The following is a 14,989-nucleotide window of genomic DNA, read 5'->3' on the forward strand; positions in this document are numbered from 1 at the left end:
CGGGAGCCCCGGCAGCACGGCGAGGCACGGCACCGGACGACGCGGGCCTGACCGGCAAGATCCGAAAGAGACGGCCTAGCCGCCCGCGTCACCGCTCACGGGGCAGTCAGCATGGACCGTCCGGGTGGCCGTTCGCACCTGGTTCAGCTAATCCTTGGTTAACAACTATGTGGAAAATAGGGGTAGTTGGCTCACTGTGCGGAGTCTTCCGGCCATCCGTAGGCCGTGCGGGGCGCGGGGGGTACGGCGCCCGCCGCGGCCAGATCCCGGTCCGCGGCGCGCATCAGCTGGCCGGCGAGGTCGCGCATCGCCCGGCTCGCGGCGAGCTCGTCGCCGATCGCGGGGACCTCCACGTCCTGCGGATTGCAGCGCGCCCTGCCGCGGCCCACCATCATCGACTTGCCGTCGTCGAGCACCGCCCGCGCCTTGGTCGTTCCGTCCTCTTCGATCAGGTAGAGGCCGACCTTCCACTCCTCGGCGTGTGTCATGACAGCCCTCCTCACACCCCGGTGCCGTGCTGTCTCCAGGATCCGTCCGCGTGTCGGCCGCCGCACCCCGTACCGGCGCGGCCTTGTACCGTCCCTTCCCGGCCACGCGCAAGCCTTGAACCGGAAAATCCTCGATGTCGCACTAGACTGGCGGGCTGTTTGGCGCTGGACCGGAACAACCTGGGCAGACCCGGGCTCCGCCCGGCGACCCGGAGGCTTCCGGGAACACGACGCGAGGGCCGATGGCAGCCACACCAGAGCACGGTGAAGTCACTCTGCTCGACGACGGGACCGGACTGGGCGACGGGGCCGGACCGTTCGGCGAAGTGCCGGCCCCCGACGCGGGGGAGGGGCCCGGGGACTCCGGGAAGTCGGCCCTGTTCTCCGCCGGGCCCGCCGCCCCGACCCGTACCCTCCTCGACGTCTTCGAGGCCTCCGTACGGGCCCACCCCGACGAGCTCGCCCTGGACGACGGCGCCACCCGGCTGACCTACCGGGCGCTCGCCGCCGAGGTGGAGCGCCGGCGCCAGGCCCTCGCGGCCGCCGGGGTGGGGCTCGGGGACCGGGTCGGTGTACGGGTGCCGTCCGGTACCAACGAGCTGTACGCGGGCATCCTGGCCGTCCTCGCGGCGGGCGCCGCCTACGTGCCGGTCGACGCCGAGGACCCGGACGAGCGGGCCGACCTGGTCTTCGCCGAGGCCGGAGTACGGGCCGTACTGGGCGCGGGCCAGCGCATCGAGGCCGCCGCACCGAGCGGGAGCGCCGCCGCCCCCGCCGCCCGCCCCGGCCCCGAGCACGACGCGTGGATCATCTTCACCTCCGGCTCCACCGGCAAGCCCAAGGGCGTCGCCGTCAGCCACCGCAGCGCCGCGGCCTTCGTGGACGCCGAGGCCGCGCTGTTCCTCACCGAGGACCCGATCGGCCCCGGCGACCGGGTCATGGCCGGACTGTCCGTGGCCTTCGACGCCTCCTGCGAGGAGATGTGGCTGGCCTGGCGCTACGGCGCCTGCCTCGTGCCCGTCCCGCGCTCCCAGGTCCGCAGCGGCGCCGACCTCGGCCCCTGGCTGGCCGAGCAGGAGATCACCGTGGTCTCCACGGTGCCGACCCTCGCCGCGCTGTGGGAGCCCGAGACCCTCAACGAGGTCCGGCTGCTGATCTTCGGCGGCGAGGCCTGCCCGCCCGAGCTCACCCAGCGCCTGGTCACCGAGGGCCGCGAGGTCTGGAACACCTACGGCCCCACCGAAGCCACCGTCGTCGCCTGCGCCTCCCTCCTCACCGGAGAGGAACCGATCCGGATCGGCCTCCCCCTGAACGGCTGGGAACTGGCCGTCGTCGACGAATCCGGCGAACCGGTGCCCATGGGCGGCAGCGGCCAGCTCGTCATCGGCGGCGTCGGCCTGGCCCGCTACCTGGACCCCGAGAAGGACGCGGAGAAGTACGCCCCGCTGGAATCCCTCGGCTGGGAGCGCGCCTACCGCAGCGGCGACCTGGTCCGCGCGGAACCCGAAGGCCTGGTCTTCCTGGGCCGCGGCGACGAGCAGATCAAGCTCGGCGGCCGCCGGATCGAGCTGGGCGAGGTGGACGCGGCCCTGCAGGCCCTGCCCGGGGTCGCCGGCGCGGCCGCCGCCGTCCGCACGGCGCGCAGCGGCAACCAGCTCCTCGTCGGCTACCTGGTCACCCAGGACGGCTGGGACCACGCTGCGGCCGTGACCCGGCTGCGCGCCGAGCTCCCCGCGGCCCTCGTACCGCTGCTCGCGCCGGTCGAGGAGCTGCCCACCCGCACCTCCGGGAAGGTGGACCGGGCCGCCCTGCCCTGGCCGCTCCCCGAGCTGGAGACCAGCGGCCCCGCCGAGCAGCTCTACGGGACCGAGGCCTGGCTCGCCGAGCAGTGGAGCGAGACCCTGGGCGTGGCCGTCACCGCAGCCGCCGACGACTTCTTCGCGATCGGCGGCAACAGCCTCGCCGCCGCCCAGCTCACCACCCGGCTGCGCACCCGCTACCCGAGCGCGGCCGTCCTCGACATCTACCAGCAGCCCACCCTGCGCAAGCTGGCCCGGCACCTGGAGAAGTCCGCGCAGGACGACGGCGCGGTCCGCACCATCGCGCCCGTCCCGGCGCGGACCAAGGTGATCCAGTCCCTGCTGCTGCTCCCGCTCTTCACCCTGGTCGGCCTGCGCTGGACGGTGGCCGTGCTCGCGCTGGGCAACGTACTGCACTGGTTCGGCGCCTATCCGTGGGCGCCGGCCGCCTCCTGGTGGCTCGTGGCCGCCGGCGCCGCCCTGCTCTTCAGCCCGCCCGGCCGCCTCGCGATCGCCGCGGGCGGGGCCCGGCTGCTGCTGCGCGGGGTGAAGGCGGGGCGCCACCCGCGCGGAGGAAACGTTCACCTGCGGCTGTGGACCGCCGAGCGGCTCGCCGAGTACTCCGGCGCGACCTCGCTCACCGGCTCCTGGCTGGAGCGCTACGCGCGCGCCCTGGGCGCCAAGATCGGCCCCGAGGTGGACCTGCACTCGCTGCCGCCCGTCACGGGCATGCTCAAGCTCGGCCGGGGCTGCGCCGTGGAGTCCGAGGTGGACCTCTCCGGCCACTGGCTGGACGGCGACCGGCTGGAGATCGGCGCCGTGAAGGTCGGCGCGGGCGCCGTGGTCGGCACCCGCAGCATCCTCTTCCCCGGCGCCCGCGTCGGAAAGCGCGCCGAGGTGGCCCCCGGCTCCGCCGTCGTCGGGCAGATCCCGACCGGCCAGCGCTGGGCCGGAGCCCCCGCCGGAAAACTCGGCAAGGCCAAGCGGAACTGGCCCAAGGAGCGCCCGCCGCGCGGCCTGCCCTGGCGCGCCGCCTACGGGGCGGCCGGCTTCTGCCTCACCGCCCTGCCCGTGCTCGCGGCCCTGCCCGCCCTCCTGGTGGCCGGCCGGTTCGTGCCCGCCGACGCCGGGCTCGGCCGGGCCCTGGCCGGAGCCCTGCTCGCCGTGGTGCCGGGGGCGCTCGCCTTCGGATTCGCGTACGCCGCCCTGATCCTGGTCTCCGTACGGCTCCTCAGCCTCGGGCTGCGCACGGGCACCCATCCGACGCACAGCAGGATCGGCTGGCAGGCCTGGACCGTCACCCAGCTGATGGACCTCTCCCGGGAAACCCTCTTCCCCCTGTACGCGGGCCTGATCACCCCCGTGTGGCTGCGGCTCCTCGGCATGAAGATCGGCCGGGGCGCCGAGGTGTCCACGGTGCTCGCCCTGCCGAGCCTCACCACCGTCGGCGAGGGCGCCTTCCTCGCCGACGACACCCTGACCGCCCCCTACGAGCTCGGCGGCGGCTGGCTGCGCATCGGCCACTCCGAGATCGGCCGCCGGGCCTTCCTCGGCAACTCCGGCATGACCGCCCCGGGCCGCTCCGTACCCGACGACGGGCTGGTCGGCGTCCTGTCCGCCACCCCGAAGAAGGCCAAGAAGGGCAGCTCCTACCTGGGCCTGCCGCCGGTCCGGCTGCCGCGGTCCGCCGCCGATGCCGACCAGAGCCGGACGTACGACCCGCCCGCGCGGCTGCTGTGGGCCCGCGGGCTGGTCGAGCTGTGCCGGCTCGTCCCGGTGTTCTGCTCGGCCGCGCTGGCCGTGCTGACCGTGGCGGCGTTCTGCGCGCTGGCCGCGGGGGACGGCCCCGGGCCGTGGGGGACCGCGCTGCTGTCCGGAGCGGTGCTGCTCGCCGCCGGGGCTGCCGCATGCGTGGTCGCGGCGGCCGCGAAGTGGCTGCTGGTCGGCCGGCACCGGACGGGCGAGCACCCGCTGTGGAGCGGCTTCGTGTGGCGCAACGAACTGGCCGACACCTTCGTCGAGGTCCTGGCCGTGCCCTGGCTGATCGGCTCGGTGCCCGGCACCCCGGTGCTGTCCCTGTGGCTGCGCGCGCTCGGCGCCCGGATCGGCCGGGGCGTGTGGTGCGAGAGCTACTGGCTGCCCGAGACCGACCTGGTCACCCTGGGCGACGCGGTCAGCGTGAACCGGGGCTGCGTGTTGCAGACGCACCTCTTCCACGACCGGATCTTGAGGACGGATACTGTGGTCCTGCGTGAGGGCGCCACCCTGGGCCCGGGCGGAATCGTCCTGCCCGGGAGCACGGTCGGGGCCCGCAGCACACTGGGTCCCGCCTCCCTCGTGATGGCCGGGGAATCCGTTCCCGCCGACACCCGCTGGCTGGGCAACCCGATCGAGGCGTGGCGGTCCTGAAGGGCGGGTCCGGCGGTACGGGGGCCCGGCACCACCAGCACGTCGTACGAGCACAACGCAGGGAGCGGAAGCGGCAGTGAACGGCCAGAAGACAGCGGTGTCGGACCCGTACTTTCCGGCCAACGGCGACCCCCGTTACCGCGTGCACCGGTACGAACTCGCTCTGGAGTACCGTCCCGGCCCCAACCGGCTCGCCGGGACGGCCCGGCTCAGCGCGATCGCCGGCCGGGCGCCGCTCACGGAGTTCCACCTCAACCTGGCCGATTTCAAAATAGGCCGGGTCCTGGTCAACGGCAGGGCGCCGCACTACAGCCACCGGGGCGGCAAGCTCCGGATCCGCCCGCCCAAGCCGCTGCCCGCCGGCGCCGCCTTCACCGTGGACGTGCACTGGGCGGGCAATCCCACACCCGTCCGCAGCCCCTGGGGCGGCCTCGGCTGGGAGGAACTGACCGACGGCGCGCTGGTGGCCAGCCAGCCCGTCGGCGCGCCCTCCTGGTACCCGTGCAACGACCGGCCCGCGGACAAGGCCTCGTACCACATCTCGGTCAACACCCCCTCCGCCTACACCGTGGTGGCCGGCGGCCGGCTGCTCACGCGGACGACCCGGGCCTCCACGACGACCTGGGTGTACGAGCAGCCCGCGCCGACCTCCACCTACCTGGTCGGCCTGTCCATCGGCATGTACCAGACGGTGCTGCTCGGCGACCCCGGGCTCGGCGGAGTCCCGCAGAGCGCCCACGTACCGGCGCACCTGCTGCCCCGCTTCTCCCGCGACTTCGCCCGGCAGCCCGCCATGATGCAGCTCTTCGAGGAGCTGTTCGGCCCCTACCCCTTCGGCGAGTACGCGGTGGTCGTCGCCGACGAGGAACTGGACGTGCCGGTGGAGGCCCAGGGCCTCTCCCTGTTCGGCGCCAACCACGTGGACGGCGTACGTGGATCCGAGCGGCTCATCGCCCACGAACTCGCGCACCAGTGGTTCGGCAACAGCGTGACCATCGCCGACTGGCGGCACATCTGGCTCAACGAGGGCTTCGCCAAGTACGCGGAATGGCTCTGGTCGGAGCGCTCCGGCGGCCGCACCGCGCACGAACTGGCGGCCGCCGCACACCGCTTGCTGTCCGGGCAGCCGCAGGACCTCCTGCTGGCCGACCCGGGACGCAAGCTGATGTTCGACGACCGCCTCTACCAGCGCGGAGGCCTCGCCGTGCACGCGATCCGCTGCGCACTGGGGGACGGCCCGTTCTTCCGCATGCTGCGGGAGTGGGGCACCGTGCACCGCCACGGCGTGGTCACCACGGCGGGCTTCACCGCCCACGCGTCCCACTACGCGCTCGAACCGCTGGACGACCTCTTCAGGGCCTGGCTCTTCGAGCCCTCCCTGCCGCCGCTGCCCGCGCCGGGGCCTTCGGTCCCGCCGGCCTAGAGCCACCCCTTCTTCTTGACGAAGGCGAAGGTGCCCAGCGACGCGGCGAGGACGGTCCCGAGGAGGACCGGCAGGGCGAAGAAGTTGTCGAAGCCGTACTCGTTGAGGTGCTCGAAGTTGGCACCCGGGATCGCGGCGAAGGTGGACGGAATGACGAACATCAGGGTCAGCGCCGTCAGCTTGCGGTTCTCGACGGTGGACTTGACCTGATCCTCGGTCAGGGCGTTCAGGCGGTCCATGTCCTTGTTGAAATCGCGCAGTTCGTCGCGGATCTCGTGCAGGACGGCCAGGGCCCGGTCCTGGTCGGTGGTCGTGGTGTTGGTGTTGGTGCTGATGGTCATGACAGTGCTTCCTTCTGGAAAAGGGGTACGGGGCATGGCTGTGCGTGCAAGGTCCGCGACATAGGAGTGCGCGGACAGGACAGAGCGGCCATGGGGCGCCCTGGAAAAGGGGTGGGTGGAAGAGCCCGGAGCATGCCGGAGGAGCCCGCCGGAAGGGCTGGGCGCGTGGCTGCCGGGACGGGGAGGGGGAGCTCGGGCTACGAGGGGACGCGGCTCAGAGCGCGGCGGAGGACGAGGCGGTGCGGCGCGGCTGGGTCAGTGGACTCGGACTGTGATCCATGGGGCGATCGCCTCCTCTCGGCAGGGCGTAGGTCATACGCGGTCGCGGCCATCAGCGGTCAGTCATCGGACGGACGGGCGGGCACAGTGCACTCGCGGGCGGCGACACCTCAACGCTAACAGCAGCTCAGGGGCACTCTCCGGGCCCTTGGTCCCATCGGCAGGGCCGAAGGTCCCGGCGGCCCCGGTGCCGGGCACGCCTTCGCGGCAGGCCCGGCACGGCGGACGCCCCGCCCGGCCCGCTGCTCCCGGACCGGAATCCGGTGGGGCGCGCGGGGTCGGACGGGGCGTGTGGTGGCGGGACTCGGGGCTCAGTGGCGCAGGGCGGCGGCGACGGTGGTGCGCACCTCGCCCGAGAGCTTGTGGGTGCTGCGCGCCGTCGCGTCCTCGGACTGCCCGGCGGGCACGTCGGAGACGGTGACGACCACCGTGTCCAGCAGGTTGCCGGAGGCGTCCTTGTAGTCGACCTGGACGGCGAAGGACTTCGCCGAGCCGTCGGTGTTGCGGGCGGTGACGGTCACGGCCGACAGCCCGTCGCCGTCGGTGCTGACGCTGCCCAGCGTCACCGCGTCCTTGGCGTCGACCCCGTCCTTGACCTCGTCGAGCTGCTTCTTCGCGGCCGCGGTGGCCGAGTCGACCGCGTCGGCGGCCTGCGACTGGACCGAGGCGGCGGCCGAGGCCGCCTTGGAGACCCCGTCCGAGACCTTGCCGTCGGAGTCCGAGCAGCCGGCCGTCGCGGCGAGCACCGCCACCGTCAGCAGTGCGCCGCAGGCCCCGCGGATCCGCGTACGGGTCACGGGCACGTGACGCCGACCGAGGCCGCGACGAGGGTCTCGTCGAGCTTCTGGATCTGGGGCTTCAGCTGGGTCAGGGCATCGGATCCCGTGGTGTCGCCCGGCAGGTTCCCGAATCCGGACTTCAGATCGCCGGCGGCGGAACCCACCGCCGACCGCTTCGCGGAATCCAGGTCCTTGAGGGAGGAGGAGACCTTGTCCCAGTCCGACTGGACCGCATCGACGGCGTCCTTGACCTGGTCCTTCGTCGCGGAAGCCGGGTCCAGCGCCGCCAGCTTGGCCTGGTCCGCCTTCAGGGTGGAGAGACCGGTGCAGAGCTCCGAGGCGGCCTGGGTCGCCTGCGCCTTGGGGCACGGGTCGTCCGAGGAGCAGGACGTGAGGAACAGGGCCGCAGCCGCACCCAGGGCAGCGGTGATCGGGAGACGCTTCATGGAAATCCTTCTGATGTCGGAACGCCCGGGACCGGGGGAGGACACCACCGGTCCCGGGCCACGGAGTCCACTCGGGCCGTGCGTGCTCAGGCCGCGAAGACCTCGCGGAGCTGCTGCTCCTGCGCGCCGGAGAGGTTGGAGCGGACCAGCTGCGCCTGGCCGCCCGGGAAGGCGCCGCGGACCCGCTCGACCACCGCGTCGGAGGAGAGCAGGAACAGGGCGGAAGTGCCGGGCTTCACCTCGGCCTTCACCTCGTCGATGAACTGGTCGTCGATGCCGACGTCGGACAGCGATCCGCCGATGGCCCCGGCCGCCGCACCCACGGCGGCGCCGAGCAGCGGCACGAAGAACAGGAGCCCGAAGAGCATGCCCCAGAAGGTTCCGGAGAGCGCGCCCGCTCCCGTGAGGCTGTTCAGCTGCTGGGTCTTCGGCTTCTTGGCGTCCTCGCGCCAGGTGACGACCGCCGCGTCGTGCACCTGTATCAGCTGTTCCTTCTGCAGGGCGAGCAGGACGGATTCCGCCTGCTGCGCTCCCTCGGGAGTGGGGAACTTCCAGACGGTGAGAGTGGTGGATGCCACGTAACGCTCCAGTTCCTGGACGGTGTTGCTGGCGTCCAGTACAACCCACAATCGGACAATCCACCACAATTAGCATTAAACTAACCCTGCGTTATCTGTTGGGTCGTCAGCGTGATTCGCCCGTTCGGCCCACTCCGCTGTCCGGGCGGGCGGATCCGCCCCAAGGGTGGGGAGGGCGCGGCGCACCGAGCCCCGCTGGACGAAGGAGTTCTCCATGGCACGGACCACAACCCCGACGGGCGCCGGGAGCGCATGGGCCGCGGGCGGCACGATGTTCGCCGGAGTCGTCCTGCTCGTCGACGGGGTCATCGCCGTCCTCAAGGGGATCGCCGGGATCGCGGAGAACGACGTCTACGCCACCGTGGGCAGCTACGTCTTCGCGTTCGACGCCACGGCCTGGGGCTGGATCCACCTGCTCCTCGGCATCGTCCTCGGCGTCGTCGGATGGGGCATCCTCAAGAACGCCCCGTGGGCACGGGCGACGGGCGTCGTCCTGGCCGGACTCAGCGTCGTCGTCAACTTCGTGTGGCTGCCCTACGCCCCGGTCTGGGCCCTCGTCTCGATCGCCCTCGGCGTCTTCGTCATCTGGGCCCTGTGCACTGCGAGTTCGTCCCCGTCGGGGGACTCCGTCCTCTGAGACCGCGGTGCCCGGCGGGTGGCGCCCCCACGGCGGGGCGCCACCCGCCTTCGCTCAGTTCACGGCATGAGGTGGTAGTCGGGGAAGTTGCCCGGCAGCCGTTCGCCCGCCGGCCCCAGGGTCACCGCGCGGACCAGCAAGTCACCGCCCACGAACGCGCCGCGCCACGAGGCGCCGAAGCCGCCGAACAGCTCCTCGCGGTCCCCGCGGGAGCGGGGCGCGCCGTGCCCGACCTTGAATGCGCGGATCTGCGGCGCCAGCCGGTCGTACGTGGCCCTGTCGTCCGTCGACAGGGTGGCGACGAGCGCGCCGTTCGAGGCGTTCATGGCGGCGAGCAGCTCGGCCTCGGTGTCGACCAGGACGACGGAGTCCACCGGGCCGAAGGGCTCCGCGTGGTGCAGCGGTGAGGACGGGGGAGGGTTCAGGATCGTGACGGGCTGGACGTACGCCGAGGTGTCCTGGCCCGGCAGGAACCGGGCGTCCTCGACCCGGCCGCGGTGCAGCGGGACGGCGCCCCGGTCGATCGCCTCGGCCACCTGGTCGTGCAGCTCCTTGGCCTTGGCCGCGTTGATGAGCGGGCCGAAGTCCAGTTCCGGGTACGGGTCGTCGGGGTGCTCGACCGCGAGCGGGTGCCCGACGCGCAGGGTGCGGGCCGCCGGCAGGTAGGCCGTCAGGAACGCGTCGAACAGGGAACGCTGGACGACGAACCGCGGGTAGGCCGTGCAGCGCTGCTTGCCGTAGTCGAAGAGTTTGGGGATCACCGCCGCCAGGGAGTCCCAGTCGGTGTGGTTCCAGATGCCCCAGGTGTTGAGGCCCTCCTGCTCCAGGATGTGCCGTTTGCCGAGGTCGGCGACGGCGGTGGCCACCGCGGCGCCCGTGTCGCGCCCGCCGACGAAGGAGACGCAGCCGATCTCGGGCGCGCGGACGAGCGCCTGCGACAGCTCGCCGCCGCTCCCGCTGACCAGGGTGAGGGGGATCCCCTCGCGGGCGGCGAGCGCGCAGGCCAGGGTGAGGCAGGCGACGCCCCCGTCCGTCGGGGTCTTGGCGACGACCGCGTTGCCCGCCAGCGCCTGCACGAGCATCGCGTGCACGAGCACGCTCATCGGGTAGTTCCAGCTGGCGATGTTGGACACGGGACCGTCGAGCGGCGACCGGCCCGCCACCATCGGCTCGATGCCGTCGACGTACCAGCGCACCTCGTCGATGGCCCGGTCGACGTCGGCGAGGGCGAGCCGCCACGGTTTGCCGATCTCCCAGACCAGCAGGAGCGCCAGCAGCTCGCGGTGGGCCGCCAGTGCGTCGAGGGTGGCCGCGACGCGGGAGCGGCGCTCGGCGAGCGGCACGTGGCGCCAGGCGCGGTGCTGATCGAGGGAGGCGCGTACGGCCTGCCGGGCCGTGGCGCCGTCCAGGCGCGGCGGGCCCGCGACGGGACTGCCGTCGACGGGGCTGGTGGCGGGCAGCGCCAGGCCGTCCGCCTGCCAGGAGGAACCCCAGAGGTTCAGGACGCGGTCGTCCCGGAACGCCTCGGGTGCGACCCGGAGGCAGCGTTGCCATGCCTCGGCCCAGCTCGTACCGGATTTCACGACGAGGTGGGCGGGATTGCGGGTGGTTGCCATTCGGTCTCTCCGCTCTCGGTGCACGGTCGGGGGCGGGGCGCCGACCTCAAGTCTCCTTTCGTTAAAAGTTGTTGCACGCCCCCTGGACATCACCCATGGGATACGGGATAACAATCCTTCATACAGTATTCGTCGACTGTATGCAATGTACAGATGCCGGGAGGCGGGTCCATGACCTGAGGCCGCGCAGGACCGCGAGCGCACGGAAAGGCACGGGGCAGGGGGCGCTGTCCAGATCCTTCGAACGCAAGGGGTGCTCGACACACATGACAACCACCGACTACGCAACGCCCGTCGCCTACAGGGAGGTGACGGACGCCGGAGGCCGCCTCTACCGCATCGGGGAGACCGATCGCGACATCATGGGGCGCCCGCGCTGGACGATGGTGCTCTTCCCCTGGATGGGCATGATGGGCATCAGTTCCTCGGAGTACGCGTTCACTTCGGCCGAGGAGACGCTCAGCGAGGCCCATCTCTGGTCGAGCGGCCACATCTTCTGGCTGATGGGCGTCTGGGTCTTCTTCCAGGCCGCCGTCGCCTTCCCCGCCGGCCAACTGCGCGAGAGCGGACGGCTGCCCGCGCGGTACGCCATGATGCTGGGCGCCCTCGGCACGGTGCTGGGCTATCTCTCCCTCGCGTTCGCGCCGCACGTGATCGCGGCCTACATCGGCTTCGGCATGTTCAGCGGCATCGGCGCCGGCCTGGTCTACGCGACCTGCGTGAACATGGTCGGCAAGTGGTACCCGGAGCGCAAGGGCGGCAAGACCGGCCTGGTCAACGGCGGTTTCGCCTACGGTTCGGTGCCGTTCGTCTTCCTGTTCACCCAGGTGCTGGACCTGCACAACTACCAGGTGCTCTTCGTCTGCGTGGGCTTCGGCCTGTGCGCGCTGGTGGCGGGGGCGGGCTGGTTCTTCAAGGACCCGCCCAAGGGCTGGTGGCCCGCCCACGTGGACCCGCTGAAGGTGTCCGACGACCCGCGGATCCGGCGGGCCCTGGCAGTGAACCCGCCCGCGGTGAAGCAGTACACGCCGAGGGAGGCCGCGCGCACCCCGCTGCTGTGGATGATGTGGTTCTGCCTGCTCTGCACGGCCGGCATCAACATCTTCGGGATCGCCTTCCAGGTGCCGTTCGGCAAGGACATGGGCTTCGCGGGAGGCATCGTCGCCACGGCGATGTCGCTGAAGGCCATCGTGAACGGCACGGGCCGCGGGGTGATCGGGTGGATATCCGACCGCTACGGCAGACGCAACACGCTGATCATCGTCTGCCTGGTGCTCGGCACCGCCCAGTTCGGGGTGCTGGTGTCGGGAACGATGGGCAGCATGCCGTTCTTCCTGTTCTGCTCGATGGTCTCCGGATTCGGCGGCGGGGCGATCTTCCCGCTCTTCGCCGCCATGACCGCCGACTACTTCGGAGAGAACAACAACGCCTCCAACTACGGGATCGTCTACAGCTCGAAGCTGATCTCGGGCCTGGTGGGCTCCGGCGTGGGCGCGGTGGTGGTCGCGGCGTGGGGCTACGAAGGAGCCTTCGTGATCGCCGGATGCGTCGGACTGATGTCGGCCGTACTGGCGGTGTTCCTCAAGTCCCCCGGCCGGCCGCGGGGATGACCTGAACGACGGTCCTGACGCCGCCGCCGGCGTCAGGACCGGGCCCGTACGAGCAGTCCCGCACAAGAGACGACCCCGCAACCGAGGTGGCGATCATGAAGAAGGCCCTTGAAGGCGTCCGCGTCCTGGACATGACGCACGTGCAGTCCGGCCCCTCCGCGACCCAGATCCTCGCGTGGCTCGGTGCCGACGTGGTCAAGGTCGAGCCCCCGGGCGGCGACATCACCCGGCGCCAGCTGCGCGATCTCCCCGACGTGGACAGCCTCTACTTCACGATGCTCAACAGCAACAAGCGCAGCGTCACCCTCAACGCCAAGACCGCGCGCGGGAAGGAGATCCTGACCGGGCTGATCCGCCGCTCCGACGTCATGGTCGAGAACTTCGGGCCGGGCGCGCTCGACCGGATGGGCTTCACCTGGGACCGCGTCCGCGAGATCAACCCGCGCCTCGTGTACGCCTCCATCAAGGGCTTCGGCGAGGGCCCGTACACCGACTACAAGGCGTACGAGGTGGTCGCCCAGGCCATGGGCGGCTCGATGTCCACCACCGGGTTCGAGGACGGCCCGCGGCTCGCCACCGGCGCTCAGATCGGTGACTCCGGCACCGGGATGCACGCCGTCGCCGGCATCCTCGCCGCCCTCCTCCAGCGCACGCACACCGGCCGCGGCCAGCGGGTCAACGTGGCCATGCAGCACGCCGTGCTCAATCTCTGCCGGGTGAAGCTGCGCGATCAGCAGCGGCTCGCGCACGGACCGCTCGCGGAGTTCCCGAACGAGGACTTCGGCGACGCGGTCCCGCGCTCGGGCAACGCGAGCGGGGGCGGCCAGCCGGGGTGGGCGGTGCGGTGCGCGCCGGGAGGGCCGAACGACTACGTGTACGTGATCGTGCAGCCCGCCGGCTGGCAGCCGATCAGCGAGCTCATCGGCAGGCCCGAGCTGGCCGGGGATCCCGAATGGGCCACGCCCGAGGCCCGGCTGCCCCAGCTCGGCAAGATGTTCCAACTCATCGAGGAGTGGACGAGCACCCTCCCCAAGATGCGGGTGCTGGAGGCCCTCAACGCCCACGGCATCCCCTGCGGGCCGGTCCTGTCCACCAAGGAGATCATCGAGGACGCCTCCCTCAGGGCCAACGAGATCGTCGTCGAGGTCGAGCACCCGGAGCGCGGCTCGTACGTGACGGTCGGCAGCCCGCTGAAGCTGTCCGACTCCCCGGTGGAGGTGCAGCGCTCCCCGCTGCTCGGCGAGCACAACGAAGAGGTCTACCTCGGGGAGCTGGGCCTCCCGCCGGAAGAGCTGCCGCTGCTGAAGAGCCAGGGGGTGATCTGACCGGTGGCCGCCCCGCGCACACCTGCCCCGCGCACACCTGCCGCCAGGACGGCCACCGACCGGCTCGTGGAGTCCAACCGGGCGTACGCCGCCGGATTCGCCGGCCCCGGCAGGGGAGCCCGGCCGGTCCTCGGCGTCGCCGTGGTGACCTGCATGGACGCCCGGATCGACCCGCACGCCGCGCTGGGGCTGGAGCTGGGGGACTGCCACACCATCCGCAACGCGGGCGGTGTGGTCACCGACGACACCATCCGCTCCCTGACGATCAGCCAGCGCGCCCTCGGGACGGGCGGCATCGTCCTGATCCACCACACCGGCTGCGGTCTGCAGAGCCTGACCGAGGACTTCCGGCTCGATCTGGAGGCCGAGGTCGGCCAGCGGCCCGCCTGGGCCGTCGACGCCTTCCGGGACGTGGACCAGAACGTACGGCAGTCGATGCGGCGGGTGCGCAGCTCCCCGTTCCTGCCCCGTACCGACGACGTGCGCGGCTTCGTCCTCGACGTGGAGACGGGACTGCTGCGCGAAGTGGCCCCGGAGTCCTAGACCGGGGGCGTCAGCCCTGGGCGGCCCGGGCGGCCAGCTGCTTGCGGTAGAAGCCGGTGGTGCGCTCGGTGTGCTTGCGCATGACCTCGCTCGCGCGCTCCGCGTCCCCGGCGGCGATCGCCTTGATCAGCTGGGCGTGCTCGTTCCAGGCCTCCTTGCCGCGGGGCTGCGCGATGGGGGCGTAGTACCAGCGCACCTTCTGGCTGACCACCGAGATCAGCTCGGCGAGCACGGCGTTGCCGCCCATCGCGGTGATCGCCGTATGCAGCGCGGTGTTGGCCGCGACCAGGCGCGCGACATCGCCCTGGGCGAGCGCCTCGACCCCTTCCCGCTGCAACTCCCGGAGGCCTTCCACCTCTTCGGGCTTCGCGTTCTCGGCGGCGAGCCGGGCCGAGTAGGTCTCCAGCACGGCGCGGACGCTGAGCAGCTGGATCGCCTCCTCGTCGGTGGGGGAGTGGACGAAGGCGCCCTGGGCGGGGCGGAGGTCCACCCAGCCGTCGGTCTGCAGCCGCTGCAGGGCCTCCCGGACCGGCTGGCGGCTGACGCCCAGGTACTCGGCGAGCTCGGCCTCGACCAGGTGCTGGCCGGGCTTGAGGGAGCCGCTGACGATCAGCTCGGTCAGCGCCTCGTAGACGGCCTGGCGCAGCGGTGCCGGGCGGGTGACCCGCAGGGAGGCGGCGGCGGTGAGTGCCTCGCGCATGATTGCCCCTCGTGTG

At 72.1% G+C, this 14,989-nt stretch carries 13 protein-coding genes; 6 read left to right on the top strand and 7 right to left on the bottom strand.

The genetic code is table 11. The features are described from left to right. Positions 1 to 191 precede the first annotated feature (191 nt). Positions 192 to 488 carry a dsRBD fold-containing protein gene (locus NLX94_RS04360; protein ID WP_254381240.1) on the bottom strand — a complete coding sequence of 99 codons (297 nt, stop codon included), beginning with the start codon at positions 486 to 488 and terminating at the stop codon, positions 192 to 194. A 242-nt stretch (positions 489 to 730) separates the two neighbouring features. Between NLX94_RS04360 and NLX94_RS04365 the strand changes: the two genes are divergently transcribed. Together NLX94_RS04365 and NLX94_RS04370 are read left to right on the top strand one after the other, a co-directional pair. Continuing rightward, the gene (locus NLX94_RS04365; protein WP_254381241.1) at positions 731 to 4,696 is read left to right on the top strand and encodes a Pls/PosA family non-ribosomal peptide synthetase; all 3,966 of its coding nucleotides are present in this window, start codon (positions 731 to 733) and stop codon (positions 4,694 to 4,696) included. Positions 4,697 to 4,772: 76 nt separating this feature from the next. After that, positions 4,773 to 6,119: a M1 family metallopeptidase gene (locus NLX94_RS04370; protein ID WP_254381242.1), complete on the top strand. Its 1,347-nt coding sequence runs from the start codon at positions 4,773 to 4,775 to the stop codon at positions 6,117 to 6,119. On the opposite strand, the gene NLX94_RS04375 is transcribed toward NLX94_RS04370, so the two are convergent. From NLX94_RS04375 to NLX94_RS04390, 4 genes are all read right to left on the bottom strand, one after another. Beyond that, positions 6,116 to 6,460, bottom strand: a complete 345-nt coding sequence (locus tag NLX94_RS04375; RefSeq protein ID WP_254381243.1) for a hypothetical protein — start codon at positions 6,458 to 6,460, stop codon at positions 6,116 to 6,118. The two genes, NLX94_RS04370 and NLX94_RS04375, sit on opposite strands and share 4 nt — an antisense overlap. Before the next feature lie 590 nt (positions 6,461 to 7,050). Further along, on the bottom strand, positions 7,051 to 7,536 hold the full coding sequence (locus tag NLX94_RS04380; RefSeq protein WP_254381244.1) for an FxLYD domain-containing protein: 486 nt from the start codon (positions 7,534 to 7,536) through the stop codon (positions 7,051 to 7,053). Continuing rightward, positions 7,533 to 7,964, bottom strand: coding sequence for a hypothetical protein (locus NLX94_RS04385; protein WP_254381245.1), 432 nt, complete (start codon positions 7,962 to 7,964; stop codon positions 7,533 to 7,535). Before NLX94_RS04385 ends, NLX94_RS04380 begins: the two co-directional genes overlap by 4 nt. 86 nt (positions 7,965 to 8,050) lie before the next feature. After that, positions 8,051 to 8,542 carry a DUF1269 domain-containing protein gene (locus NLX94_RS04390; RefSeq protein WP_254381246.1) on the bottom strand — a complete coding sequence of 164 codons (492 nt, stop codon included), beginning with the start codon at positions 8,540 to 8,542 and terminating at the stop codon, positions 8,051 to 8,053. Positions 8,543 to 8,756: 214 nt separating this feature from the next. On the opposite strand from NLX94_RS04390, the gene NLX94_RS04395 reads away from it, so the two are divergent. Beyond that, positions 8,757 to 9,179: a hypothetical protein gene (locus NLX94_RS04395; RefSeq protein ID WP_254381247.1), complete on the top strand. Its 423-nt coding sequence runs from the start codon at positions 8,757 to 8,759 to the stop codon at positions 9,177 to 9,179. Positions 9,180 to 9,238: 59 nt separating this feature from the next. Here the strand turns inward: NLX94_RS04395 and NLX94_RS04400 are convergent, their stop codons facing one another. Continuing rightward, positions 9,239 to 10,795, bottom strand: a complete 1,557-nt coding sequence (locus tag NLX94_RS04400; protein ID WP_254381248.1) for an aldehyde dehydrogenase family protein — start codon at positions 10,793 to 10,795, stop codon at positions 9,239 to 9,241. 266 nt (positions 10,796 to 11,061) lie between these two features. On the opposite strand from NLX94_RS04400, the gene NLX94_RS04405 reads away from it, so the two are divergent. From NLX94_RS04405 to NLX94_RS04415, 3 genes are all read left to right on the top strand, one after another. Beyond that, a complete protein-coding gene (locus NLX94_RS04405) occupies positions 11,062 to 12,405 on the top strand; it encodes an OFA family MFS transporter (RefSeq protein ID WP_254381249.1) in 1,344 nt (447 codons plus the stop codon). A gap of 92 nt (positions 12,406 to 12,497) precedes the next feature. Continuing rightward, positions 12,498 to 13,730 carry a formyl-CoA transferase gene (gene frc, locus NLX94_RS04410; protein WP_254381851.1) on the top strand — a complete coding sequence of 411 codons (1,233 nt, stop codon included), beginning with the start codon at positions 12,498 to 12,500 and terminating at the stop codon, positions 13,728 to 13,730. A 3-nt stretch (positions 13,731 to 13,733) separates the two neighbouring features. Next, entirely contained in the window at positions 13,734 to 14,273 is a 540-nt protein-coding gene (locus NLX94_RS04415) for a carbonic anhydrase (protein WP_254381250.1), read from the top strand. Positions 14,274 to 14,283: 10 nt separating this feature from the next. Here the strand turns inward: NLX94_RS04415 and NLX94_RS04420 are convergent, their stop codons facing one another. Continuing rightward, positions 14,284 to 14,973 carry a GntR family transcriptional regulator gene (locus NLX94_RS04420; protein WP_254381251.1) on the bottom strand — a complete coding sequence of 230 codons (690 nt, stop codon included), beginning with the start codon at positions 14,971 to 14,973 and terminating at the stop codon, positions 14,284 to 14,286. Between the last annotated feature and the right edge of the window lie 16 nt (positions 14,974 to 14,989).

It is taken from the genome of Streptomyces sp. TBY4 (assembly GCF_024213195.1).
Classification (GTDB): Bacteria; Actinomycetota; Actinomycetes; order Streptomycetales; family Streptomycetaceae; genus Streptomyces.

Coding starts and splice junctions, on each gene's coding strand:
- NLX94_RS04405 (WP_254381249.1), top strand. CDS start 11,062: ATGACAACCACCGACTACGCAACGCCCGTCGCCTACAGGGAGGTGACG.
- NLX94_RS04420 (WP_254381251.1), bottom strand. CDS start 14,973: ATGCGCGAGGCACTCACCGCCGCCGCCTCCCTGCGGGTCACCCGCCCG.
- NLX94_RS04365 (WP_254381241.1), top strand. CDS start 731: ATGGCAGCCACACCAGAGCACGGTGAAGTCACTCTGCTCGACGACGGG.
- NLX94_RS04400 (WP_254381248.1), bottom strand. CDS start 10,795: ATGGCAACCACCCGCAATCCCGCCCACCTCGTCGTGAAATCCGGTACG.
- NLX94_RS04385 (WP_254381245.1), bottom strand. CDS start 7,964: ATGAAGCGTCTCCCGATCACCGCTGCCCTGGGTGCGGCTGCGGCCCTG.
- NLX94_RS04360 (WP_254381240.1), bottom strand. CDS start 488: ATGACACACGCCGAGGAGTGGAAGGTCGGCCTCTACCTGATCGAAGAG.
- NLX94_RS04395 (WP_254381247.1), top strand. CDS start 8,757: ATGGCACGGACCACAACCCCGACGGGCGCCGGGAGCGCATGGGCCGCG.
- NLX94_RS04375 (WP_254381243.1), bottom strand. CDS start 6,460: ATGACCATCAGCACCAACACCAACACCACGACCACCGACCAGGACCGG.